This window comes from Roseomonas sp. HF4, assembly GCF_005222755.1.
Taxonomy (GTDB): Bacteria; Pseudomonadota; Alphaproteobacteria; order Acetobacterales; family Acetobacteraceae; genus Neoroseomonas.
Genome location: NZ_STGD01000015.1, coordinates 84,525 through 108,454, shown reverse-complemented (window position 1 = coordinate 108,454; position 23,930 = coordinate 84,525). Strand labels below are relative to the sequence as shown.

26 protein-coding genes are annotated in these 23,930 nt (G+C 69.7%); 19 read left to right on the top strand and 7 right to left on the bottom strand.

Annotated features, from left to right (window positions below; all coding sequences use genetic code 11):
• Window positions 1-6: 6 nt before the first annotated feature.
• Window positions 7-456 carry a CopG family transcriptional regulator gene (locus E8M80_RS20670; RefSeq protein WP_137127617.1) on the top strand — a complete coding sequence of 150 codons (450 nt, stop codon included), beginning with the start codon at window positions 7-9 and terminating at the stop codon, window positions 454-456.
• 334 nt (window positions 457-790) lie between these two features.
• Here the strand turns inward: E8M80_RS20670 and E8M80_RS20665 are convergent, their stop codons facing one another.
• Window positions 791-1,369 carry a bifunctional transcriptional activator/DNA repair enzyme AdaA gene (locus E8M80_RS20665; RefSeq protein WP_137127616.1) on the bottom strand — a complete coding sequence of 193 codons (579 nt, stop codon included), beginning with the start codon at window positions 1,367-1,369 and terminating at the stop codon, window positions 791-793.
• A 116-nt stretch (window positions 1,370-1,485) separates the two neighbouring features.
• Between E8M80_RS20665 and E8M80_RS20660 the strand changes: the two genes are divergently transcribed.
• The 3 genes from E8M80_RS20660 to E8M80_RS20650 all read left to right on the top strand — a co-directional run bounded on the left by E8M80_RS20660 (window position 1,486) and on the right by E8M80_RS20650 (window position 4,258).
• Window positions 1,486-2,394 carry a DMT family transporter gene (locus E8M80_RS20660; RefSeq protein WP_137127615.1) on the top strand — a complete coding sequence of 303 codons (909 nt, stop codon included), beginning with the start codon at window positions 1,486-1,488 and terminating at the stop codon, window positions 2,392-2,394.
• 67 nt (window positions 2,395-2,461) lie between these two features.
• Window positions 2,462-3,265, top strand: a complete 804-nt coding sequence (locus E8M80_RS20655; protein WP_137127614.1) for an AraC family transcriptional regulator — start codon at window positions 2,462-2,464, stop codon at window positions 3,263-3,265.
• A gap of 63 nt (window positions 3,266-3,328) precedes the next feature.
• Window positions 3,329-4,258, top strand: coding sequence for a DMT family transporter (locus E8M80_RS20650; RefSeq protein WP_137127613.1), 930 nt, complete (start codon window positions 3,329-3,331; stop codon window positions 4,256-4,258).
• A gap of 124 nt (window positions 4,259-4,382) precedes the next feature.
• Here E8M80_RS20650 and E8M80_RS20645 read toward each other — a convergent pair whose 3' ends face one another.
• Window positions 4,383-5,399, bottom strand: a complete 1,017-nt coding sequence (locus tag E8M80_RS20645; protein ID WP_137127652.1) for a GlxA family transcriptional regulator — start codon at window positions 5,397-5,399, stop codon at window positions 4,383-4,385.
• Between the two features lie 63 nt (window positions 5,400-5,462).
• Between E8M80_RS20645 and E8M80_RS20640 the strand changes: the two genes are divergently transcribed.
• The 3 genes from E8M80_RS20640 (at window position 5,463) to E8M80_RS26095 (ending at window position 6,899) form a co-directional block, all read left to right on the top strand.
• Window positions 5,463-5,774: a DUF1272 domain-containing protein gene (locus E8M80_RS20640; protein WP_137127612.1), complete on the top strand. Its 312-nt coding sequence runs from the start codon at window positions 5,463-5,465 to the stop codon at window positions 5,772-5,774.
• A gap of 74 nt (window positions 5,775-5,848) precedes the next feature.
• Window positions 5,849-6,448, top strand: coding sequence for a LysE family translocator (locus E8M80_RS20635; protein ID WP_170979541.1), 600 nt, complete (start codon window positions 5,849-5,851; stop codon window positions 6,446-6,448).
• 214 nt (window positions 6,449-6,662) lie between these two features.
• On the top strand, window positions 6,663-6,899 hold the full coding sequence (locus E8M80_RS26095) for a hypothetical protein (protein WP_170979540.1): 237 nt from the start codon (window positions 6,663-6,665) through the stop codon (window positions 6,897-6,899).
• 211 nt (window positions 6,900-7,110) lie between these two features.
• Here the strand turns inward: E8M80_RS26095 and E8M80_RS20630 are convergent, their stop codons facing one another.
• Window positions 7,111-7,545 (bottom strand): 4-oxalocrotonate tautomerase, encoded by a 435-nt coding sequence (locus tag E8M80_RS20630; protein ID WP_206035699.1) that lies wholly within the window; start codon window positions 7,543-7,545, stop codon window positions 7,111-7,113.
• A 66-nt stretch (window positions 7,546-7,611) separates the two neighbouring features.
• On the opposite strand from E8M80_RS20630, the gene E8M80_RS20625 reads away from it, so the two are divergent.
• The 11 genes from E8M80_RS20625 to E8M80_RS20575 all read left to right on the top strand — a co-directional run bounded on the left by E8M80_RS20625 (window position 7,612) and on the right by E8M80_RS20575 (window position 17,954).
• Window positions 7,612-8,445, top strand: coding sequence for a LysR family transcriptional regulator (locus E8M80_RS20625; protein WP_137127610.1), 834 nt, complete (start codon window positions 7,612-7,614; stop codon window positions 8,443-8,445).
• A 386-nt stretch (window positions 8,446-8,831) separates the two neighbouring features.
• Entirely contained in the window at window positions 8,832-9,800 is a 969-nt protein-coding gene (gene trbB / locus E8M80_RS20620; RefSeq protein ID WP_137127609.1) for a P-type conjugative transfer ATPase TrbB, read from the top strand.
• Entirely contained in the window at window positions 9,797-10,117 is a 321-nt protein-coding gene (locus E8M80_RS20615; protein ID WP_137127608.1) for a TrbC/VirB2 family protein, read from the top strand. Before trbB ends, E8M80_RS20615 begins: the two co-directional genes overlap by 4 nt.
• Window positions 10,117-10,389, top strand: a complete 273-nt coding sequence (locus E8M80_RS20610; RefSeq protein WP_137127607.1) for a VirB3 family type IV secretion system protein — start codon at window positions 10,117-10,119, stop codon at window positions 10,387-10,389. Before E8M80_RS20615 ends, E8M80_RS20610 begins: the two co-directional genes overlap by 1 nt.
• 7 nt (window positions 10,390-10,396) lie before the next feature.
• On the top strand, window positions 10,397-12,835 hold the full coding sequence (gene trbE, locus E8M80_RS20605; protein ID WP_137127606.1) for a conjugal transfer protein TrbE: 2,439 nt from the start codon (window positions 10,397-10,399) through the stop codon (window positions 12,833-12,835).
• Window positions 12,832-13,581, top strand: a complete 750-nt coding sequence (trbJ, locus tag E8M80_RS20600) for a P-type conjugative transfer protein TrbJ (RefSeq protein WP_137127605.1) — start codon at window positions 12,832-12,834, stop codon at window positions 13,579-13,581. The genes trbE and trbJ overlap by 4 nt, the downstream gene beginning before the upstream one ends.
• 44 nt (window positions 13,582-13,625) lie before the next feature.
• On the top strand, window positions 13,626-14,885 hold the full coding sequence (trbL, locus tag E8M80_RS20595; RefSeq protein WP_137127604.1) for a P-type conjugative transfer protein TrbL: 1,260 nt from the start codon (window positions 13,626-13,628) through the stop codon (window positions 14,883-14,885).
• Complete coding sequence (gene trbF, locus E8M80_RS20590) at window positions 14,885-15,580, top strand: conjugal transfer protein TrbF (protein ID WP_137127603.1); 696 nt, start codon at window positions 14,885-14,887, stop codon at window positions 15,578-15,580. The genes trbL and trbF overlap by 1 nt, the downstream gene beginning before the upstream one ends.
• On the top strand, window positions 15,577-16,536 hold the full coding sequence (trbG, locus tag E8M80_RS20585) for a P-type conjugative transfer protein TrbG (RefSeq protein WP_137127602.1): 960 nt from the start codon (window positions 15,577-15,579) through the stop codon (window positions 16,534-16,536). Before trbF ends, trbG begins: the two co-directional genes overlap by 4 nt.
• Complete coding sequence (locus E8M80_RS20580; protein WP_137127601.1) at window positions 16,533-17,693, top strand: TrbI/VirB10 family protein; 1,161 nt, start codon at window positions 16,533-16,535, stop codon at window positions 17,691-17,693. The genes trbG and E8M80_RS20580 overlap by 4 nt, the downstream gene beginning before the upstream one ends.
• A gap of 3 nt (window positions 17,694-17,696) precedes the next feature.
• Window positions 17,697-17,954: a DUF2274 domain-containing protein gene (locus E8M80_RS20575; protein ID WP_137127600.1), complete on the top strand. Its 258-nt coding sequence runs from the start codon at window positions 17,697-17,699 to the stop codon at window positions 17,952-17,954.
• Here the strand turns inward: E8M80_RS20575 and E8M80_RS20570 are convergent.
• The 4 genes from E8M80_RS20570 to E8M80_RS20555 form a co-directional block, all read right to left on the bottom strand.
• Entirely contained in the window at window positions 17,933-18,814 is an 882-nt protein-coding gene (locus E8M80_RS20570; RefSeq protein WP_137127599.1) for a LysR family transcriptional regulator, read from the bottom strand. The genes E8M80_RS20575 and E8M80_RS20570 overlap by 22 nt on opposite strands.
• 325 nt (window positions 18,815-19,139) lie before the next feature.
• On the bottom strand, window positions 19,140-19,616 hold the full coding sequence (gene cueR, locus E8M80_RS20565) for a Cu(I)-responsive transcriptional regulator (RefSeq protein ID WP_137127598.1): 477 nt from the start codon (window positions 19,614-19,616) through the stop codon (window positions 19,140-19,142).
• Window positions 19,616-22,126: a heavy metal translocating P-type ATPase gene (locus E8M80_RS20560; RefSeq protein WP_137127650.1), complete on the bottom strand. Its 2,511-nt coding sequence runs from the start codon at window positions 22,124-22,126 to the stop codon at window positions 19,616-19,618. Before E8M80_RS20560 ends, cueR begins: the two co-directional genes overlap by 1 nt.
• Window positions 22,127-22,172: 46 nt before the next feature.
• Window positions 22,173-22,373 (bottom strand): heavy-metal-associated domain-containing protein, encoded by a 201-nt coding sequence (locus tag E8M80_RS20555; protein ID WP_137127597.1) that lies wholly within the window; start codon window positions 22,371-22,373, stop codon window positions 22,173-22,175.
• 340 nt (window positions 22,374-22,713) lie between these two features.
• Here E8M80_RS20555 and E8M80_RS20550 point away from each other — a divergent pair, with 340 nt between their 5' ends.
• Window positions 22,714-23,904, top strand: coding sequence for a TolC family protein (locus tag E8M80_RS20550; RefSeq protein WP_137127596.1), 1,191 nt, complete (start codon window positions 22,714-22,716; stop codon window positions 23,902-23,904).
• The last annotated feature ends 26 nt before the right edge of the window (window positions 23,905-23,930 follow it).

Below are 23,930 nucleotides of genomic sequence, written 5' to 3'. Positions count from 1 at the left end.
GCCGTCGTGAAGAAGGTGCGCCTCTCCGTCTATCTCGACCCGAACCTCGCAAAACAGCTCGAAACCTATGCGCAGGAGCGGCGCCGGTCACTTTCCGTCGTCGCTGAAGCCTCGATCGCCTCGTTCCTCTCGCCCGACGCACCGGACCGGATGGAGGCGGTCATGGCAAAACGCCTCGACAGGATGAGCCGCCAGATCGAGCGCCTGAACCGCGACACCAATATAGGCCTTGAGACGCTCGCGCTCTTCGTGCGGCACTGGCTGGTCGCCGTACCTGCGCCGTCGGAGGCGCACTACGCCGCCGCGCAGGCCAAGGGCCGAGAACGCTACGAGCGTTTCCTCGAAGCGCTTGGTCGCCGCCTGTCGAAGGGGCCGACGCTGCTGCGCGAGGTTTCCGTCGACGTTGCGGGAACGGAGGATAGGATGGCTGAGAGCGAAGGTGACGACGATGCTTGAGCGCGGATGAGCCCGTCCGATCCTTTACTCCAGCTGAAATTCATCAGGTTTGGCCAACTCCGCAACATCCCAGGGATTTCAGCACCGCGAAGGCGGTTCGCGGCAAGCTGGCAGCCTTGTCCTGGATCGCGCGCGGTGCCGTTTCGATCGCACTCGCCACCCCGAAGACAACTGACGCACCGCCCTGCACCCAGAGGGTCGGTGCAGCATGTGCCGCTAAATGGTCCCGGCATCATTCGCGGTATTGCCGAGCGCAAAGCGTTCCATTAGTGAGATTATCTTGGGTTTGGATCCCGCGCCGCCTATGCCACGCCCGAGGGCCACTTGCACGCCTCTACCGCTTCCGCGGGCCGCGTCTGATCGCACTCGGAGGCCGCCCATACACGTCGGCGAAGGCCGCGTTGAAACGCCGCAGGCTTCCGAACCCCGCGGCCATCGCGATCTCGGTCATTGTCAGATCCGTATCGGTCAGCAGCCGCTTTGCCCTTTGCACGCGAGCAGTCCGCGCGACGGCGCTCGGGCTAGCGCCCAGGTGGTGCGCGAATAGCCGACGCAGGTGCCGCTCGGTCACGCCCAGGCGGGCAGCCAGTCTCTCGACCGTGCTGTCTTCGCCGTCCAGCGCGCCGTCCTCGATGATAAGCCTCAAGCCCCGCTCCACGGTTGCCAAGGTGCCGTTCCAGGCGGGCGAGAAGGGTATCGTCTCGGGCCGGCACCGCAGGCAGGGCCGGAAGCCGGCAGCCTCTGCCGCCGCTGCGCTCGGGACGAAGTGCACGTTGCGGCGGAACGGCAGGCGCACGGGGCAGGTGCAACGACAATACACGCCGGTGGTCCTGACGCAGACAAAGAAGCGTCCATCAAAGGCGGGATCGCGCTCCGCCCAGGCCCTCTCCCATTTTTCAGCTTCAATGATCATGCAGCCGATCCTACCGCACGCGATCCCAGCTTGGAGGATGAGGTCCGATTACGGCGAGGCAAGTCCTGCACGATGCGCAATCCATGGGCGCATGTCCTGCTCTGAGGTCTCTTCGCATGTCCGATACAAGGCCGATCGTTCCGGGGGATTGGGGGCTCCTCTGCCTGCTTTCCCTCCTGTGGGGTGGCTCGTTCTTCTTTGCCAAGGTCGCGCTATCAGAGGTGCCGCCACTGACGATCGTGCTGGCGCGCGTGGCCATCGCCGCCAGTGCCCTTTGGCTCTACCTACGACTGCGCGGCACCCCGATCCCGTCCACCGCAGCGACCTGGTGGGCCTTCTGCGGCATGGGGTTCCTGAACAACCTTCTTCCCTTCACGCTGATATTCTGGGGCCAGACATTCATCGAAAGCGGCTTGGCCTCGATCATCAACGCCACGACACCGCTGTTCTCGATCCTTGTCGCGCACTTCCTCGCCGCTGATGAACGTCTTTCCCTCTACAAGCTGACGGGGATCGCACTCGGGATTGCAGGCGTCGTCGTGCTGCTGGGAGCACAGACATCGTCGGCGGCTGATGGTGCGGTGTGGGGTGTCCTGGCCTGCCTCGGCGCCGCCTTGTCGTATGGCTTCGCCAATACCTTCGGCCGCCGCTTCAAGCGCATGGGCATCGCGCCTGCCGTGGGCGCCTTCGGGCAGATCACGGCCACCGCGTGCATGGCGCTGCCGCTTGTCCTGATTGTCGATCGGCCTTGGCAGCACGGCATGCCCGGCCTCGCCACATGGGGCGCGCTGATCGGCTTGGCGCTGCTATCCACTGCGCTGGCCTACATCATCTTCTTCCGCCTGATCGCGACGGCCGGGGCGACGAACACGTCGCTCGTCACGCTGCTGATCCCGATCAGCGCGGTCCTTCTCGGTGCGGCGTTTCTCGGCGAGCGGCTGTCGGCACTGCAGCTTGGGGGCATGGCTCTCATCGGGCTTGGCCTGGTCGTTCTGGACGGGCGGCTCCTGCCCCGAAGCAGGTGACGGAGAAACCACAGGATTGCACGCCCGGTCTCGAAGGCCTGCGCCGCAGCATGGTAGAGGAGCGCCCATGCGTCAGGAACGGATCATCGTCCAGCGTTGCTTCCTGCCAGGCATCGAGGCCACACAGGCAGCCAGCGGCTTAGCGTTCGGACGCCACACGCATGACCAGTTCGGTATCGGCGTGCTGCGCCAGGGCGCGCAGCGCTCGGCCAGCGGGCGGGGCCCGGTCGAGGCCGTCGCCGGCGAGGTCATCACTGTCAACCCCGGCGAGGTGCATGACGGCGCACCGCTCGGCGGGCCACGCGCCTGGCGCATGCTGTACTTCGATCCGAGCCGCTTCCTGCAGTCGGCGGCGGAAGCCGGAACGCCAGATGCCGCGGGCGTCGTGTTCGGGCGCCCAGTGATCCGTGACGCGGTGCTCGCCGCGCGGGTGCTCCGCGCGCACGCGCTTGTCACTGATGGATCCGCTGATCCCTTGGCGCAAGAGACGGCGTTGCTCGACATGCTGCATGTCGTGCTGCGCCATCACACGTCGCGCCGGTCGCCGCCTGCCGGCGCCGCCGCGATAACGCGCGCGCGTCAGCGCATCGAGGACGACCCGGCCGCACCCGCCACGTTGGCCGAACTCGCCGCCGAGGTCGGCCTAAACCGCTTTCAGCTGTTGCACGGCTTCCGCCGCGAGATCGGCCTCCCACCGCACGCCTTCCGGATCGTCCGGCGCGTGCAGCGCGCGCGGGCGATGATCCGCGCCGGCGTTCCGCTTGCCGAAGTGGCGGCGGCGCTCGGCTTTGCCGACCAGAGCCACATGAACCGCGCCTTCCTGCGCGTCACCGGCGCTACTCCGGGCGCCTGGGCCGCGACGCGCGGCTGAAATTTCGTCCAAGACCCTATCTCCGCCAGCGCGTCCTCTCTTGGCGAGCGAGGGAGGTGGCTTGTGTCGGAGAAGCTTCTGGGATTCTTGCTGTGCGGCGCGGCGATGGTGACCGTCGGCAGCACAGTCGTGGCCAGCAAGGTGATTGGTTCGGGGATGCCGCCCTTCACTGCCGCAGCGATGCGCTTTGCGCTGGCCCTGCCGGTGTTCCTCCTGCTGATGCGCTTGGCGCGCCAGGGTCTGCCGCTGCCGGACCGCCGTGACGGCGTTCTGCTTATGACCCAGGCAGCCCTCGGCAGCGTCGGCTACATGCTGCTGCTCGTCCTCGGCCTGCGATTCACCGCGGCGGCCGATGCCGGCGTGGTGGCGGGCAGCCTGGCGGCGATGGTCGCCCTGCTTGCCTGGCTGCTCCTGCGCGAGCGGCCCTCGCACACACAGTTCGGTGCGATCGGGCTGGCGAGCGCAGGCCTCGCGCTGGTGACCGCGGGCGGCACGGCAGAGGTTCTCCGCGTGGATGTTGCAGCGCTGATCGGCAACCTGCTGGTGCTCGCCGCCGTCGCGTGCGAAGCCGCCTTTCTGCTGCTGAACAAGCGGCTGCGCGTGCCGGTCCCGCCGCTCGCCCTGTCCACCGTCATGACCGGCTTGGGGCTGGTGCTCGCCGCGCCCTTCGCGCTGTTGGAACGGCCGTGGGAGGCCGATCTCGCCGCGCCGGCCCTGCTTGCGGTGCTGTGGTACGCAATGGTGCCGACAGTGGGCGGCTTTCTGCTGGGGTATGCGGGCGCGGCGCGGCTTACGGGGGCGCAGGCTGCGTTGGCGACAGCGATCCTGCCGCTGTCAGCCGTGACGCTCGCGGCGCTGGTCCTTGGGGAACCGATCTCTCTCCCGCAGGGCATAGGGATGGCCTTTGTCCTCGCTGCGGTGGCGCTCGGCGCGCGCGACCGTCCGCGGTCTGTCCCGCGAGTGCCACCTGCTGTCACCGAGCGAAGGTCGTGATGCCCGCGGAGGCATCCGCGCCAGGTCAGCGACGCGGTGGCCGCCGTCGGAGTATCCGCCTGACGTACCGGCGAAGCGGGCGTTGTCACGACCTGGTGGTGCGTCGTGTACGGTTGAGCGGCAATCAAGGCCGGCTGCGGTTCCTCGATCCTCGGTCGAGCCGCCAGAGCTGCCGGTATTCTCTTGGCGTAACGGATGTCTGGCGAAGGAAGCACCGACGCAGGACGTCCTCGCTCGCGAAGCCGCAGCGCGCGGCGATCGTCTTCAGCGGCTCCGCGGTTTCGGTGAGAAGACGCTGCGTTGCCTCGATCCTCATTTGCTCCACCATCCGGGCAGGACTCAATCCCACCTCTGCCCGGTATCGGCGACCAAAGGTGCGCTCGGTCATCCCACAGCGCGTCGCGAGGACCTGGACCGAGAGATCGCCCGCGAGGTTCCCGCGAATCCAGTGGTGGAGATCGTCGAACTGCCCCGCGCGCTGGAGCGCGAGCGCCTCGCTGAACTGCGCCTGGTCACCGGGCCGCTTCAGGAACATCACGAGGTCGCGGGCGACCGCGAGCGCGATGTCGCGTCCCACATCCTCCTCGACGAGAGCGAGGCAGAGGTCCATCCCCGCGGTTACGCCTGCGGAACTCCAGACTCGGCCGTCACGCACGAAGATGGGCTTCGGCCGCACGTCGATTGACGGGAAGCGGCGTGCCAGCTCGCCGCAGCGGGCCCAATGGGTGACGGCCGAGCGGCCGTCGAGCAGCCCCGCTTCGGCCAGCAGGAAGGCACCCGTGCACACCGAGACCATGCGTTGTGCCATGCGCGACCGGCGCCGGATCCATGCCAGCAGGCGCGCATCCGACATTGCGGCATCCACGCCTGCGCCACCGGGCACGATCAGAGTGTCCACGGCGCGCCGCACGCCCCGGAACGGCGTCGCCGCAAGGCTCAGCCCGGCAGAGGTCGGAACCAGTTGCGCCGCGGCGACCAGCGAAAGGGCGTAGCGACAGGGCATGTCCCGGGCCGCAAGTGCCTCATTTGCCGAGGCGAAGATCTGCATCGGGCCCGTCACATCGAGCAACTGGACATCGGGGAACGCCAGGAGCTCGACCGCATGGATCGGGTGTGGCGGAAATCGTCGTCTTTGTGTCATCGCCGCCAAGCTCACCATGATGCATCACCGTCCGGAAGCCGGAATCCTGTGGGGCATGAAGCCGTGGCTCTCGAACTGAGACCGAACTGCGAATACTGCGACCGTGACCTTCCGCCGCACGCCGAGGACGCGCGTATTTGCACCTATGAATGCACCTTCTGCGCGCGGTGCGTTGACCAGCACCTCAGGAACGTCTGCCCGAACTGCGGCGGCGGCTTCCAACCGCGACCCATCCGGCCGAAGACGGCATGGCGCCCAGGTCTCTCGCTCGCGCAGCGCCCGGCATCGACGCAGCGGATCGCGCTGAGCTACGCGCACTCTGATATCATCGCGTTCACCGAGCGTCTGTCGCACATTCCGCCGGCCTCGCGCTGACTGGCCATGGCGGCGTGCGCGCTTCAGCCAGCAACCGCTGCACAATGACGGTATCCGTGCTGTCTCTCGGCACGATGCTGCTCGCCATGCTGACCCTCGCGGCGCTGCCGGGTGTCAGTGTTGCGACGGTGGTGTCCCAGGCGGTAGCCGGCGGCCTACGGGCCGCACTCGCGTGCACCTTCGGGATCATTCTTGGCGATGGCCTGTATCTCTCGGTCGCCCTGTTCGGCCTCGCCTGGCTGGAACCGGTGGCCGGGCGTTGGGCGTGGCTGCTCGCGCTGTGCGGCGGGCTGTATCTGCTCTGGCTCGGGGCCGCCATGCTCCGCGCCAAGCCCGCAGTGCGGTGGCAGGCGGTACCGCGCACGCCGCTGCTGCGCAGCATGTTGGCCGGCCTTGGCATCACGCTCATGGACCAGAAGGCGATCCTCTTCTATCTCGCCTTTGTCCCCGCATTCATCGACCTGCAGCAGGTCACTGCGATCGACCTCGCGTTGATCATTGCGACAATGACGTTGGGCGTGGCGATACCCAAGTTGGCGTACGCCGCCCTCGCCAGCGCCGTGGTGCAGCGCTCGGCGACATACGCACTCGTCTTGCATCGGGTCGCCGGGGCGCTCCTACTTGCCGTCGGTGCCTGGCTCGTCGTCCGGGGCTTGCGAGCGCTGCTCTCGTGACTGGCCACAAAGGGCTGTTCCACAGATTATTCGGGTGGAGCGTGACCCAAGCGCCGCTACCTGGGTCTACCCCCAATCGTAGGCGCGCTCGCTGTGGTGCTCGCCACCACCGTTCCCGCAAGGTCGCTACCGAACTAGACGCGCGCATGTTGAAGGACATTGGCAGGCCGCGCATTGATGCGCGCGGCGGAACAAGCCGATGGTCCGGGCAGCCATGACGGTCGTGTGGCTGCGAACCCGCTCCAGACAAGACTTGCCCGACAGAGACCTGTTGCGCCCCGGCTTTGAAGGGCTCGGCATGCCACGTCCACTGCTTTGGGCGTGCCGCATCTGGTACCGATCTGCGCTGCGCCGCCAGGTCCTGAACGAGCCCGAGGAGGTGTTGCGCGATTTCGGCGTGACCGGTGACACCCTGCGGACCTATCTCAACCGACGCTTCTGGGAGCCATGAACGCTCCCATGCCCCGCTTTCGCCCATGGTCGGCGTCCTGCGCGCCCGATCGCTAAGGGACGCAACATCCTCGTTGTCCGTCGTGCCCGCTTTGCGCGAGGTGACGATACTAACGACAACGGCCTTCACTTCGCGAACTTTCCCGCACGCGTGCCAGCGCCCGCAAACTGCGCGGCTTCAGTGCCGACCTCTGCCACGCAACGCCCGGGCGTCACCCAGGGTTTGCCTCGGCCCATCGCGCCTCCTGCGTCCGGCCGCCATAGCCGTAGGCGTGGCCGTCGGCTGCCTGCACCAGCACGTAGCTCTCCGCGTGCAACGGCCCCAGGAGCGCCTCCAACTCCACGAACGCCTCACGGACGAAGTGCGCGGTCTCCGCCTTGGTGTTGGTGCCAGCGGTAATGGTGATGGTGAGCCAGAACGCCGAGAGACCCACCTCGGTCGGGCGCTGGTCGGCGATGAACCACGCGGCTGGATCCGCCGGTTCGACGAGGACGGCGGTCAGCGTCCGTGCCTTGCCGAGCGTTTCCGCGGCGAGGCGCGCGGCCAACGCGGCGATGCTCTCCCGCAATTCCGGACGTGGCGTCGGCGTTACATAGCGCAGCGTGATCATCGGCATGGCGAGCTCCTGGTTCGTGTCGGCCGCCATGTCGCACGTCTCGGTGACATAAGAGAACGCTATCAATAACGATACCTGACATCGTAGTATGCAATCATGCTCGACCTTGCCTCAATCCGCCTGTTCGTGCTCGCGGCGCGCTTTGGAAACCTCACCCGCGCCGCCGAGGCAGCGGGGACGGTGCAGCCGGTCGTCAGCCAGCGCCTGAAGCAACTGGAGGAACGGCTGGGTCGGAGGCTGCTCGAGCGCACCCCCCGGCGCGTGCGGCTGACGCCGGAAGGCGAGGCGTTCCTGCCGCGGGCGGAGGCCCTGCTGGCCGCGCACGATGCCGCCGTCGCGCCCGAAATGCCGCGCCAGCGCTTCGCCATCGGCATCAGCGACCATGCCACCGGCCTCGCGCTCGAAGGCCTGCTTCGACGCGTGCGGTCGGCCCTGCCTGTGGAAGCCGAGCTTGAGGTTCGCGTCGGACTCTCCCATGCCATGCGCGCTGCGTGGGAGGAGGGGACCTGTGATGCCTGCATCCTTCGCCGCGACGGCGGCGGCAAGGATGGCGAGGTCCTGGGGACCGATCCGCTGGGCTGGCGCGCGGTGGCAGGTTTCGTGCCGACCACGAGCGTGCCGCTCGCCGTGCTGCCCGCGCCCTGTGGTGTGCGGGCGGCAGCGGTGCAGGCGCTGGAGGCCGCACGCTTGCCCTGGCGCGAAGCCTTCGCGGCCGGCAGTTGTGCCGCGTTGCTGGCAGGCGTCCGCGCCGGCTTCGGTGTCGCGCCGATGGGGCGTCTGGCAGCTGGGGATCTTCCCGATCGCGGGCCTGAGCTCGGTCTGCCGGCGTTGCCACCTTCGGAGATTGTGCTGTTCGGCCGCGCCGGAACGCCGCTACGGACAGCCGTGTTGCGGGCGATCGCGGCAGGACTGCGCACCAGCCTCGAGTGAAAAACTGATTGGCGCGATCAGGGGACCTCGCGCTCTGCAAGCGAGGTGCCGCGGTCGCGATTCTCAACGGGACGAATGTCTCGATCGCAACCGCAAGATCGGCGAGCTAGGCAATGCTGAAGCCGAACCGAAGCCGGGAGGATGCAGCGTCCTGATCGGCGAACGACGCGCGGCAGTAGTTGCTATAACGGAACGTTAGCTCTGCTTCGTGTCGCTGCCGTGTTGTCTAGCCGGCAAGCAATGCGCTCCGATCCGCCCCGGAGCCTGCCCTTTCTCGCCGCACCGCTACTACGCCCTCCCGCTTGTTGAACTCGCTTGGTTCTGCCGCTCTCTAATCGTCCCCGCCTGCTGCAGCACATGCGCCGCAGCAACACCACGGGGACCGCATGTCGCTGCTTCCGCTCAAGGCCGAGACGACTGCGCGTGGTGCGCGGATGCTGCGCACGGCTTTCGGTCCCGGCATCGCCGCGTGGCTCGAGGACCCCGCCGTCGTCGAGGTGATGCTGAACCCCGACGGCCGGCTGTGGATCGACCGTCTTGCGGAAGGCCTCGCGGATACCGGGCAGCGCCTCGCCTTCGCCGATGGCGAGCGCATCATCCGCCTCGTCGCGCATCATGTGGGCGCGGAGGTGCATGCGGACCGCCCCTGCGTATCCGCAGAACTGCCCGAGACAGGTGAACGCTTCGAGGGCCTGCTGCCGCCCGTGGTCGCTGGTCCCGCCTTCGCGATCCGCAAGCCCGCCGTCGTAGTCTTCACGCTGGAGGACTACGTCGCCGCCGGCATCATGACGGCCGCCCAAGCCGCCGCGCTGCGCACCGCCGTCGCGGAGCGCCGCAACATCCTCGTGGCCGGCGGCACCTCCACCGGCAAGACCACGCTGACCAACGCCCTTCTCGCCGAGGTCGCCGGCGAGGGCGGCCGCGTCGTGCTGATCGAAGATACGCGCGAGCTCCAATGCCGCGCGCCGAACCTGGTCGCGCTGCGCACCAAGGATGGCGTCGTCTCGCTTTCCGAGCTCGTCCGCCGCGCGCTCCGCCTGCGCCCCGACCGCATCCCCATCGGCGAGGTGCGCGGTGCCGAGGCGCTCGACCTTCTCAAGGCCTGGGGCACCGGTCACCCTGGCGGTATCGGCACGATCCACGCCGGCTCCGCCCTCGGCGCGCTGCGCCGCCTCGAGCAGCTGATCCAGGAAGCCGTCGTCACCGTCCCGCGGGCGCTGATTGCGGAGACGATCGACGTCATCGCCGTGCTCGCCGGTCGCGGCGGGGACCGCCGCCTTGCCGAGCTCGCCCAGGTCCGCGGCCTGACCGTGGCCGGCGACTACGACCTCACCCCAGCAGGAGACACCTCATGACGTCCACGCTGCGCACGCGCCTCGCCGGCGCGGCCGCCTTCGCGCTCTGCCTCGCGCTCACCGCACCCGCCCATGCCGCCGGCTCCAACATGCCCTGGGAGCAGCCGCTGCAGCAGGTGCTGGAGTCGATCGAGGGACCGGTCGCCAAGATCATCGCCGTGATCATCATCATCGTCACCGGCCTGACACTGGCCTTCGGGGATACCTCGGGCGGCTTCCGGCGGCTGGTGCAGATCGTCTTCGGGATCTCGATCGCCTTCGCGGCGTCGAGCTTCTTCCTGTCGTTCTTCCAGTTCGGCGGCGGGGCGCTGGTCTGATGGCCGCGCCGGCCGATTCCGTGCCGGGCTTCTCGGCGCCGGTGCACCGCGCGCTGATCGAGCCGATCCTGCTCGCCGGCGCCCCGCGCGCGGTCGCCATCGCCAACGGCACACTCGCCGCGGCGATCGGGCTCGGGCTGCGGCTCTGGGTCGCCGGCGTGCTCATCTGGCTTGTCGGCCACCTTGCCGCCGTCTGGGCGGCGCGACGCGATGCGCAGTTCGTCGAGGTGGTGCGCCGGCACCTGCGCTACCCCGCCTGGCTGCGCGCGTGAGGCGGCGATGCTGAACCTCGCCGAGTACCGCCGGAAGCCCCACACCCTCGCGGACTTCCTCCCTTGGGCCGCGCTGGTCGCGCCGGGCGTCGTGCTGAACAAGGACGGCTCCTTCCAACGCAGCGCGCGCTTCCGCGGCCCGGACCTGGACAGCGCCACGCCGTCAGAGCTCGCGGCCACCGCCGCGCGGCTGAATGGCGCGCTGCGGCGCCTCGGCTCAGGCTGGGCGGTCTTCGCTGAGGCGCAGCGGGTGCCGGCGCGCGGCTACCCCGCCAGCACCTTCCCCGACCCCGTCTCGGCCCTGGTCGACGCCGAGCGCCGCGCCCAGTTCGAAGAGGCCGGCGCGCATTTCGAGAGCAGCTATGTCCTCACCTTCGCCTGGCTGCCGCCCGCCGACGACGCCGCCCGTGCCGAGGGTTTTCTCTATGAGGGCACAGCGGGCGCCGAGGTGGCGGGTGGCCGCGAGGCGCTCAAAAACTTCATCGACCGCACCGACCGCCTGCTCGACCAGATAGAGGCCTTCGTGCCGGAGGCGCGCTGGCTCGACGATGCCGAGACGCTGACCTTCCTGCACTCGACGGTCTCGACCCGCCGCCACCTCGTCCGCGTGCCCGAGACGCCGATGCATCTCGACGCGCTGCTGGCCGACCAGCCGCTGGTGGGTGGCCTCGCACCCCGGCTGGGCGACGCGCACTTGCGCGTGCTCACCATCATCGGCTTCCCGAGCGCGACCTTCCCCGGGATCCTCGACGAGCTGAACACGCTCGCCTTCGAATACCGCTGGTGCACCCGCGCCATCTGCCTCGACCGCACCGACGCGCAGAAGCTGCTCACCCGCATCCGCCGGCAGTGGTTCGCCAAGCGCAAGTCCATCGCGGCGATCCTCAAGGAGGTGATGACCAACGAGCAGAGCGTGCTGCTCGACAGCGACGCCGCCAACAAGGCCGCCGACGCGGACGAGGCGCTGCAGGAACTCGGCCAGGACATCGCCGGCTGGGCCTACGTCACGGCGACCGTGACGGTGTGGGACGAGGATGCCCGCGCCGCGGACGACAAGCTCCGCCTGGTCGAGAAGGTCATCCAGTCCCGCGACTTCACGGTCATCCGCGAGGGGGTGAACGCCGTCGAGGCCTGGCTCGGCAGCCTGCCGGGGCACCTCTATGCCAATGTCCGGCAGCCGCCGATCTCGACGCTGAACCTCGCTCACATCGTGCCGATCTCGGCGGTCTGGGCCGGGCCGGAACGCAACGAGCATCTCGGCGGGCCGCCGCTGTTCCATGCGAGGACGGAGGGGGCGACACCGTTCCGCTTCTCGCTGCATGTCGGCGATGTGGGGCACACGCTGGTGATCGGCCCGACCGGCGCGGGCAAGTCGGTGCTGCTGGCGCTGATGGCCCTGCAGTTCCGCCGGTACGCCGGCGCGCAGGTCTTCGCCTTCGACTTCGGCGGCTCGATCCGCGCCGCCGCGATCGCCATGGGCGGGGACTGGCACGACCTCGGCGGCGCGCTGGCCGGCGAGATGGCCGAGCCGGTCGCGTTGCAACCGCTCGCGCGGATCGACGCACCGGAGGAGCGCGCCTGGGCGGCGGAGTGGATCGCGGGCCTGCTCGCCCGCGAGGGTGTGGCGATCGATCCGGCGGTGAAGGACCATCTTTGGTCCGCGCTGACCAGCCTTGCCTCAGCGCCCGTGCACGAGCGCACCCTGACCGGCCTCGCCGTGCTGCTGCAGTCCCAAGCGCTCAAGCGGGCGCTCGAGCCCTACACCCTCGCCGGCCCCTGGGGCCGGCTGCTCGACGCCGAGGCGGAGCGGCTGGGCGAGGCAGACGTGCAGGCCTTCGAGACCGAGGGGCTGATCGGCGCCGCTGCCGCGCCCGCCGTGCTCGCCTATCTCTTCCACGCCATCGGCCGGCGCCTGGATGGCCGGCCCACGCTGATCATCGTCGACGAGGGTTGGCTGGCGCTGGACGACGCCACCTTCGGCGCGCAGCTGCGCGAATGGCTCAAGACGCTCCGCAAAAAGAACGCCTCGGTGGTCTTCGCGACGCAGTCGCTGGCGGACGTGGATGGCTCGGCCATCGCGCCGGCGATCATCGAGAGCTGCCCGACCAGAATCTTCCTGCCGAACGAGCGCGCGCTTGAGCCGCAGATCGCTACCATGTACGCGCGATTCGGGCTGAACGACCGACAGACAGAGATCCTCGCCCGGGCGACGCCCAAGCGCGACTACTACTGCCAATCCCGCCGCGGCAACCGGCTCTTCGAGCTGGGGCTTTCGGAGGTCGCGCTCGCCTTCTGCGCCGCCTCCTCCAAGACCGACCAGGCCGCCATCGCGGAGATCCTCGCCACCCATGGCCGCGCCGGCTTCGCGCGCGCCTGGCTGCTGCGCCGCGGCCTCGACTGGGCCGCCGAGCTCCTGCCCGACCCTCCGGAGGACACCGTTCCATGATCCGCCGCCCGCTCCGCGCCGCGCTGCTCGGCGCAGCTCTTGTTGCGTCGCCTCTCCCCGTCACGGTCACCCCCGCGCAGGCGCAGTGGACCGTCTTCGATCCGTGGAACTACGCGCAGAACATCCTCTCCGCCGCCCGCGCGCTCGACCAGATCAACAACCAGATCGCCTCACTTCAGAACGAGGCGCAGATGCTGATCAACCAGGCACGCAACCTCGCGAGCCTGCCCTACTCCTCGCTCATGCGGCTGCAGCAGTCCTTCGCGCGCACGCAGCAGCTGATCGCCCGCGCACAGCGCCTCGCCTACGAGGTCACCGACATCGAGCGCGCCTTCACGCAGGGCTACGGCAGCGCCGCCTCGCTCGGCTCCAGCCAGCAGATGTTCGCCAATGCGCGCGAACGCTGGCAGACCTCCGTCGCCGGCTTCCAGGACGCGCTGATGACCCAGGCGACCGTGGTCGGCAACCTGACCGGCACGCGCGCCGAGATCGAGGCGCTGATCGGCCAGAGCCAGGGTGCGACCGGCGCGCTCCAGGCCGCGCAGGCGGGCAACCAGCTGCTCGCCTTGCAATCCCAGCAGATCGCCGACCTCACCGCGCTTCTCGCCGCGCAGGGCCGCGCCCAGGCGCTCGAGGCGGCGCGTGTGGCCAGCGGCGAGGAGCAGGCGCGCGAGCAGCTGGAGCGCTTCCTCGCCCCGGGCGCCGGCTACCAGCCGGGCTCGGCGCAGATGTTCCATGGCCGCTGAGCCGTGGTCGTGGCGCCGTATCTCCGCACATCTCGGGACGTGCCATGAACGGCACCGGCGTCATCGACCGCTTCCTCGACGTCTTCACCCGCTACATCGACAGCGGCTTCGGGCTGCTCGGCGGCGAGGTGGCCTTCCTCGCCGCGACGCTCATCGTCATCGACATCACCCTGGCCGCGCTCTTCTGGGCCTGGGGTGCCGACGACGACATCATCGCGCGCCTGATCAAGAAGACCCTCTTCGTCGGCGTCTTCGCCTGGATCATCGGCAACTGGAACTTCCTCGCCCAGGTCATCTTCGACAGCTTCGCCGGTCTCGGCCTGGTCGCGTCGGGCTCGACCATCACGGCACAGCAACTGCTCCAGCCGGGCCGCGTCGCGCAGGTCGGCCTTGATGCCGGGCGGCCGCTGCTCCAGGCCGTCTCCGGCCTGATGGGCTACATCTCGTTCTTCACGAACTTCGTCCAGATCGCGATCCTGATGTTCGCCTGGGCGGTCGTACTGTTGTCCTTCTTCATCCTGGCGATCCAGCTCTTCGTCACGCTGATCGAGTTCAAGCTGACGACGCTCGCGGGCTTCGTGCTGGTGCCCTTCGGGCTGTTCGGCAAGACGGCCTTCCTCGCCGAGCGCGTGCTCGGCAACGTCGTCTCCTCCGGCGTGAAGGTGCTGGTACTCGCCGTCATCATCGGCATCGGCTCGACGCTCTTCGCGCAGTTCACCGCCGGGTTCGGCGCGAACCAGCCGACCATCGACGAGGCGATGTCCATCGTGCTCGCGGCGCTGGCGCTGCTGGCGCTCGGGATCTTCGGGCCCGGCATCGCCAACGGGCTGATCTCGGGCGGGCCGCAGCTCGGCGCTGGCGCGGCGGTCGGCACGGGCCTCGCGGCGGGAGGCGCCATGATCGCCGGCGCCGCGGCCGTGCGCACGGGCGCGGCGGCTGTCGGCGCGGCGGGCTCCGCCATCGGCGCCGGCGCGCGCGGCTCAGCCTACGCGCTCGGCGCCACCAGCACGGCCTACCGTCGCGGGGGCGCGTCCGGCGTGGTGATGGCCGCGGGCTCCGGCGCGACCAGCCCGCTGCGCAGTGCCGCCGGCAGCCTTCGCGCCAGCCACGCCGCCGGCAGCGCAGCCGTCTCCGGCGGCGCACCGCCGCCCGCGGATCCGCCATCCTCCGGGGCCCCCGCCTGGGCCCGCCGCATGCGGCGCGGCCAGGCGCTGAGCCACGGCGTCACCACCCTCGGCCACGCCATCCGCTCCGGCGATGGCGGTGGCGCCGGCTCCTCCATTCGCCTCTCGGAGGATCGCTGATGTCATCCTCTCCCTTTCGGCGTCCCTCCGTCCGCTACGGCCGCACGCCGGAGCCCGAGACACCCTACCAGCGCGCCGCCCAGGCCTGGGACGAACGCATCGGCTCCGCCCGCATCCAGGCGCGCAACTGGCGCCTCATGGCGCTCGGCGAGCTTTTCCTGATCGCGGGGCTGGCCGGCGCCCTGGTCTGGCAGTCCGCCCGCGGCACCATCGTGCCCTGGGTCGTGCAGGTGGACCGGCTCGGCGAGGCGCAGGCCGTCGCCCCCGCCATCGCCAATTTCCGCCCGACCGACCCGCAGATCGCCTGGCACCTCGCGCGCTTCATCGAGCAGGTGCGCGGCATCGCCGCCGACCCGATCATCGTCCGGCAGAACTGGCTGCGCGCCTATGACTTCGCGACCGATCGCGGCGCGCTGGCGCTGAACGACTTCGCGCGCGCCAGCGATCCCTTCGGCCGCGTCGGCCGTCAGCAGGTGGCCGTCGAAGTCTCCAGCGTCATCCGCGCCTCCGACGACAGTTTTCGGGTCGCCTGGATCGAACGCACCTACGAGAACGGCCAGCTCGCCCGCACCGAGCGCTGGACGGCGATCCTGACCATCATCGTCCAGCCCGCACGCGACGCCGAACGCCTGCGCAAGAACCCCCTCGGCATCTTCGTCCACGCCATCAATTGGTCGCGGGAGCTCGGGCAATGAGGCACGCAACCCCCACCCTGGCGCTCCTCCTGCTCGGCCTCGGCGCCTGCGCCTTCCGCCCGCCCGAGATCAGCTACGACGACGAGCCGATCCAGGCGACGCAGATCCCGGAGCCGCCGCGGCCCGTGGAAATCGTCGAGGTGCCGACGCCGCTGCCCTTGCCGGGCCAGCTCCAGCGCATCCCACCCTCTCGCCGCACGCCGGAGCCCCCCGATCCGACCGTGCGCGTCAACCAGGCCAACGCCGCCGCGCGCGTGCAGCCGGTCCGCGCGGGCTTCATCAACGCGGTGCAGGTCTACCCCTTCACGCCCGGCGCGCTCTATCAGGTCTACACCGCGCCCGGCCAGGTCACCGCCATCATGCTGCAGGAGGGCGAGACGCTGGTCGGCAACGGCCCCGTCGCCGCCGGCGACACGGTGCGCTGGATCATCGGCGACACCGAGAGCGGCACCGGTCCCACGCGCCGCGTGCACATCATCGTCAAGCCGACGCGGCCCGACCTCACCACCAACCTCATCATCAACACCGACCGCCGGACCTACCTTCTGGAGCTGCGCTCCACCGAGCGCACCTACATGGCCTCCGTCTCCTGGCAGTATCCGCAGGACGCGCTGATCGCGCTGCGCCGGCAGAACGCCGCCGCACCCGTCGAGCAGGGGCTCGATCTCGCCCGTCTGCGCTTCCGCTACGAGATCGACGGCGACAGCCCCGCCTGGCGGCCGCTGCGCGCCTTCGACGACGGGCGCCAGGTCTTCATCGAGTTCCCGCGCGGCATCGGCCAGGGCGAGATGCCGCCGCTCTTCGTCATCGGGCCGGAGGGCGAGGGGCAGCTCGTCAACTACCGCGTCCGGCAGAATTTCATGATTGTCGACCGGCTCTTCGCCGCGGCCGAGCTGCGTCTCGGCGACCGGCAGCAGCGCGTGCGCATCGTGCGCACCGATGGCCGGGCGCGATGAGCGGGGCGGCGCCGGAACGGGGCGGGAGCGAGCGCGACATCGCCGCGGCGCTCCGCCTGCGCCCCGATCCGCCGCGCGTGGTGCGGCTCTCCCGGCGGGTGCTGATCGGGCTCGGCGTTGCGGCGGGGCTGGGGATCGGCGCGGCGCTGATCGTGGCACTTCAGGGCCGCGGCGGCGGCGAGGGGCCGCGCGAGCTCTACAGCACGGACCGGAACCCGCAGGCCGGCGGTCTCGCCACCCTGCCGCGTGACTATGCCGGCATTCCGCAGCTGGGGCCGCCGCTGCCAGGCGATCTCGGCCGACCGATCGTGCGGGCGCAGGAGCGCGGCCAGCCGGTCGTGCCGCCGGCCTCGCCCACAAGCGCCGATCCGGCCGAGCAGCGGCGGTTGCAGGAGATCGAGGCGGCGCGCACCAGCCGGCTCTTCGTGCAGGTCGAGGCGCGGGGCGAGCCGCGCGGCGCCACGCCCGCCGGACCCCTGGCAGCGGATCAGGGCGCGATGCCGATCGGCCCCGACGCCACCGACCGGCGGCTCGCCTTCCTGGGCGGGCCTGCCGATCGCCGCACGACCTCGCCGGATCGGCTCCAGGCGCCGACGAGCCCCTTCGTCATCCAGGCCGGCAGCGTCATCCCCGCTGCGCTGCTGACCGGCCTCCGCTCCGACCTGCCGGGGCAGATCACCGCCCAGGTCACGGCAAACGTCTTCGACAGCCCGACCGGGCGGCACCTGCTCATCCCGCAGGGCACGCGCCTGATCGGCGCCTACGACAGCCGCATCAGTTTTGGGCAGCGCCGCATACTGCTGGTCTGGAACCGGCTCATCCTGCCCAACGGCCGTTCCATCGTGCTGGAGCGCATGCCCGGTGCCGACGAGGCAGGCTATGCCGGGCTCGAGGACGGCGTGGACTACCACTGGGGACGGCTCTTCCTGGCCGCAGGGCTGGCGACGCTGTTGAACCTCGGCCTGGAACTCGGCCGCGACGACGAAAGCGACATCGCCCACGCCATTCGCGAAAGCGGCCAGGACACCGTTGGCCGCGCCGGCGAGGAGATCGTCCGCCGGCAGCTCTCCGTCCCGCCGACGCTGACCGTGCGCCCTGGCTTTCCCGTCCGCGTCATCGTCCACCGCGACCTTGTGCTCGAGCCCTACGGAGGCTGACCTATGCCGAAGCTGAAGCTCGGCCCGATCCTTGATGACCGTCCGGTGAAGCTCACCGTGGAGCTGCCGGCGGATCTCCACCGCGACCTGGTCGCCTACGCCGAGGCGCTCTCACGCGAAACGGGGCAGCAGGTCGAGCCCACGAAGCTGGTGGCGCCGATGCTGGCGCGGTTCCTGGCGAGCGACCGAGGCTTCCGCTCTGCACGCCGGCCCGCGCCTCGATCGCGCGGACCACAGGCTCAGCCAGCGCGCGATCCCTGAGTCGCGCGCAGTTGCGCTAGGAACCGACGCAAGGCGGGGTTGTCGCGCTTGGGGTCCCAGTACGCCGCGGCCTCTACCATCGTCGGGCCGGTCTGGTCGCCAACGGGCCGGAACACGACGCCCGGATAGGACGCGCCTGACGCGGATTCAGCGAGCACGGCGACGCCAAACCCCGCGCCGACCAAATTGAACATGCCCTCCCGACTGACATCATGCGCTGCGAAGCGAGCTGTCGTCCCAGGCGGCAGCAGTCCTTGGACCGTGATGCGGGCCTCTGGTCCGGAACCACGCGACGTGACTATGAATGTCTCGTCCACCAAGTCCCGCCATCGAATGAAGTCGGCGTCGGCAAGGGGATGGCGTTCGGGCAAGGCCACCATGCCGGCCTCTTGCCAAAGCGTCAGGCGGTCCAGCGCCGCCTCATCCATCGGCCCCAGCAGCAATGCGAGATCCACCTCGCCGCGGCGCAGGGTCAACAGGAGCTCATCGCGGCTTCCCTCACGAAGCCAGATCTCGACGCCTTGGTTCTGCTCGACGAACCGCATCAGCGCCTCTCGGAACCGTCCGATCGAGGCCGAGAAATATGTGCCTATCACCAATCGGCCCGTCGCTGCCGATCCAGCCCCCCGCGCCCGCAATACGGCAGATTGCAGGCCGCCGAGCACGCGCGTTGCCTCAACAAGAAACTCGTCGCCGGCGGCTGTCAGCTTCACGCCCGACGGACGCCGCTCGAAGAGCGATACCCCGAGCCCGTCCTCAAGCGCCCGAATACTGCGGCTGACGGCCGAAACAGTTCTGCGCGCCTCGCGTGCCGCCAAACGGATGCTCCCGGTGCGTGCGACCAAGATTGCCAACGACATTCCACGCAGGTCAATTTCGCCCCGAAGTGGTTCGCCTCGTTTCGGCCGCTGTAGCCGTTGCGGCACTTGCCCCAGCCTCCAATGCCGGCCGACCCCGATCCCGGTCGTGCGCGGGCCTTGGAGCGCGCTCCAGACGCGCAGGACCGGCCTTCATCTTCTACGATGACGGGAGCATGCCGAACTCAGTTGTCCGTGTGCAATCACAAACGAGATGAAATAACCGTGCCCGAGGTCATCGGTTCTCGGCCCGCTGCTTGCGGTCCTCGGCTGCAGCGTGGGAACCCAGGCCTCGATTGCAAATCCGTAAAGAGCATCGCCAACACATTCACCCGCGCGGTTCGGCGCTGATCCCGCTGTGTCGCAGTCCTCCTCCGGACCGTGAGGCGCGCGTCGCCGAGGGCGCCGCTGGCGGCTCGCGTTCGGAAAGACCCTGCAGGATCGGGCACTCGGGCCGGCCATCTCCGTGGCAGGCTTTCGCAAGGTGTCGCAGAGTCTCACCGACTGCCTGCAACGCCCTGACTTTCTGTTCGATCGTCGCGAGATGGCCAAGGGCAAGACGTTTCACGTCCGCACTGCTTCGCTCCCTGTCTCGCCACAAGCCAAGCAGCTCCTCGATCTCCGCGAGCGCGAAGCCAAGGTCGCGAGCATTTCGGACGAACCTCAGCGCGTGCACATCCTCGGGTCGGTAGACGCGGTAGCCGCTCTCGGTCCGCGTCGCCGCCGGCAGCAGGCCGATCGCCTCGTAGTGGCGGATCATCTTCACCGAGACGCCCGAGGCCTTCGCCGCATCGCCGATGTTCATCACGCATCCTCCCGCGCGGTGGCTGCGGCGGGTTGGAACCGCCGCAGCCGGAGTGCATTCGCCAGCACGAAGACGCTGCTGAGCCCCATCGCCCCCGCCGCCAACATGGGCGAGAGCAGCGTGCCGCCGAAAGGCCAGAGTATGCCCGCGGCGACCGGGATCAGCGCAACATTGTAGGCGAAGGCCCAGAACAGGTTCTGCCGGATGTTCGCCATGGTGGCCCGGCTGATCCCGAAGGCGGTCGCCACCGCGCCGAGGTCGCCCGACATCAGCACCACGTCGGCGCTCTCGATCGCGATGTCCGTGCCGGTGCCGACCGCGAGGCCGACATCGGCGGCGGCAAGCGCCGGCGCGTCGTTGATGCCGTCACCGACGAAGGCGACCTTCCGCCCGCCCTCACGCAGGCCCTGCACGGCGGCAACCTTGCCGTCCGGCAGCACCTCGGAGACCACCTCATCGATGCCGAGGCCGCGGGCGATCGCTTCCGCCGTGCGCCGGTTGTCGCCGGTCACCATAGCGATGTGCAGCCCCTGTGCCCGCAGCGCGGCGAGAGCCGCCGGCGTGCCCGGCTTGACCGGATCGGCCACCGCGAGCGCCGCGACGAGGCGCCCATCCACCGCGGCGTAGAGCGGCGTGCGGCCCTGGTCCGCGAGCGCGGCCGCCGTGGCGGCGAAGTGCGCGACGTCGAGGCTGAGCCGCGCCATATAGCGGTCTGCGCCGACCGCGACGCGCCGCCCGTCCACCAGCGCGGTCGCGCCGTAGCCGGGCACGGCCTCGAAGGCCGTCGCCTCCGGCAGGACCAGCCCGCGCGCCCGCGCCGCGGCGACGATGGCCTGGGCGACCGGGTGCTCGGACTGTGCCTCCACCGCGGCGACGAGCGTCAGGATCGCGGCCTCATCCTCGCCCGGCACGACCGCGAGGTCGGTCAGGGTCGGGCGGCCTTCCGTGAGCGTGCCGGTCTTGTCGAGAGCGACGACCTCAACGTCCCGCAGGGACTGAAGCGCCTCGCCCTTGCGGAACAGCACGCCGAGCTCCGCCGCGCGACCGGTGCCGACCATGATCGAGGTCGGCGTCGCCAGGCCCATCGCACAGGGGCAGGCGATGATCAGCACCGCGACCGCGTTCACCAACGCGAAAGCCAGCGCCGGATCGGGGCCGAACAACAGCCACACGCCGAAGGTCAGCGCCGCGATGGCGAGCACCGCGGGGACGAACCACATCGTCACCTGGTCCACCAGCGCCTGGATCGGCAGCTTCGATCCCTGCGCCTGCTCGACCATGCGGACGATCTGCGAGAGCACCGTCTCCCCGCCCACGGCGGTGGCGCGGAAGCGGAAGGCGCCGGTGCCGTTCACCGTGCCGCCGGTCACGCGCGCGCCAGGGGTCTTCTCCATCGGCACGGGCTCGCCGGTGATCATCGCCTCGTCCACGAAGGAGGCGCCGTCGGTCACCTCGCCATCGGCGGGGATGCGCTCGCCCGGCCGCACCAGGACGATGTCGCCGGTCAGCAGTTCCGCCGCCGGGATCTCCTGCTCCTGCCCGTCGCGCAGCACGCGCGCGGTGGGCGGCTGCAGGCCCATCAGCCGCCGGATCGCCTCCGACGTGCGGCCCTTGCTCCGCGCCTCGAGCCAGCGGCCGAGCAGGATCAGCGTCACGATCACCGCCGCCGCCTCGAAGAAGACGTGTCGCGCGCCTTCCGGCAGCAGGGCGGGTGCAAAAGTTGCGACGGTGGAATAGACGAAGGCCGCGCCGGTGCCGATCGCGACCAGCGAGTTCATGTCGGGCGCGCCGCGCAGCAGCGCACGCCAGCCTTTGGTCTGGAAGCGCAGGCCGGGGACGAACATGACGAGTGCTGCCAGCACGAACTGGATCTGCCAGCTCAGCGCGAAACCGATGCTGTCACGGATCACGTGGTGCAGCGGCATCGAGAGATGCGCGCCCATTTCCAGCACCACCAGCGGCGCGGTCAGGACCGCGGCGAGGCCAAGGCTGCGCGCTAGGCCGCGGATCTCGGCCGAGCGCGCGGCGCGCTCGCGGTCGCCACGGTCGGATGGGATTTCATCACCGATGCGCTCGGCGCCGTAGCCCGCCTTGCGCACCGCCTCGATCAGCGTTGCCGCAGTGACCGAGGGCAGGTGCGTGACGCGGGCGCGGTTGGTGGCGAGGTTCACCACGGCCTCCGTCACGCCGGGCACGGCCTTGAGCGCCCGCTCGACGCGGCCGACGCAGGAGGCGCAGGTCATGCCCTCCACGGCGAGGTCGGTCGCCTCGGTGCCGATGTCGTAGCCAGCCCCACTAACGGCGCCGAGCACCGCCGCGAGGTCCGGCGCGCCGTCGAAGCGCACCTCCGCACGCTCGGTCGCGAGGTTCACAGAGGCGTCGGCCACGCCGGGCACGGCCGCGATGGCCCGCTCGACGCGGCGCACGCAGGACGCGCAGGTCATTCCCTCGATCGGGACCGAGAGCGTTGCGTCCAGCGAAGTGGAGGTGGAGGCCGCGAGCGCGGGCATCCACTCCTTGACGTTGGTGTCTGGGGCCATCCCGGCTGCTCCTGCCTCAGGCCCGGGGGGTGTTGGCGTAGCCAGCGGCGGCGATGGCGGCCGCGAGGCTGGCCGCGCTCGCGCTGCTGGTCACGCTTATGCTGTGCGTGGCGAGGTCCGCCTGGACCTGCGCCGCCGCGTCAACCGATTGCACGGCCTGCGTGATCGTCTTCACGCAATGGCCGCAGGTCATATCCGGAACGTTGAAGTGCTGCATGTGTGTCTCCTGTTCAGAAGCTGCGGGAGACGCCTTCGTCGTCCCTCCCACGTTGGCAGGGTCAAGCGGAATCTCAACCCTGATGTCGCCTCGCCCGGCTGGCATCGGTGAACGTCGTCATGATGCGCCGCACTGCGTTCGTTCTCTTCGATCTGCGGCGCGGAGTCTGCTGTGCAAGGCGATGACGACTGACCGCAGCGTTGCGTGCACGACTTCAGCGCCTGAGCCCGGCGCACCAGCGAGCCTCCCGTTTTGCAATACTTTGTCATGATCGGGAAAAGACCCGTTCGCGTGAGGTCGCCATACCCGTCCGCACAGGGGCGACGCGGAAGGGGATTCAGTGCTGATTCGGTTCATCTTGGCTGCCGTGCTAGCGGGCGGTATCGCCACGGCGCATGCCAGTCCGTTGCGCGACGCTTTCGAAGCTGCGGCCGCACTGAACCCCGAACTGCGGACACTCGAGGCGCAGCGTGCAGCGATCGATGCACGGCTGCGCGGCGCCAATTCGCTGACACCCGGGGCTCCCAGTGTAGGGCTGGGCTACACCACCGATCGCTTCACCCAAAATCGTGGCTTTCGCGAAGCCGAACTGGAGGTCGGCGTCCCGGTGTGGCTTCCAGGGCAGTCTCGCGCACAGCGTGGTCTCGCCGATGCTGAAGGTCAGCGTCTTGCGGCGCAAATTGCGGCTCGTCGCCTGGCTATCGCCGCTGAGGTTCGTGACGCGTACTGGACCTGGGCGGCCGCGGAGGCCGCCCTGGCCGCGGCACGAACGCGAACGGCGAGCACGGCGGCGCTGACGCGCGACGTCACGCGCCAGGCTCGGGCCGGCCAGGTCTCTCGGGCGGAGGAACTGCTCGCGACCGCAGATGCCAGGGAAAGCGAGGGCGCATTGCGCGAAGCCGAGGCCGCTGTCCGCGAGGCACGGATCGCGTTTCGCGCGCTGACCGGACGTGATCCCGCGCCTGGATCGCAGGAAGTGTTGCGCGACGCTGCCGCGCCTGCCGAGCATCCCCGCATCGTCGCCGCACGGCTCGGGCTCGACGTCGCCCGCGCCGGCATTCGAATTGCCGAGGTCGAAGACCGCGAAAGCCCGGAGATAGGGGCGTTCATGCGGCAAGAGCGCGACGACCGTGATTCCGGATGGGACACCCGGTTCGGCGTGCGCGTGCGGATACCGTTCGCTCATCCGCCGCGCAATGCGGAACGACGCGCGACCGCGCAGGGTGAACTCACCACCGCAACCGCAGAAGCCAGTGCCGTCGATCGCCTCATTACCGCGGAGCGGGAGCGGGCCCGCGCAGCCCTGGCCGATGCGCGGGCCGCCGCGCGCTTGGCCGATCAGCGGCATGCGGCGCTCGCGGAAGCCGCGGGCCTGGGAGAGCGCGCGTTCCGTGACGGCCAGACAACCCTCGCGGAGACGCTTCGGCTGCGGACCAGCCTTGCCGGCGCCGACGCCGATCGTCGGCGGATGCAGGTCGCGGTCCGCCAAGCCATATCACGCTACAATCAAGCGATCGGGGTCGAACCATGAAGCGTGCCACATCTCTAATTCGCTGC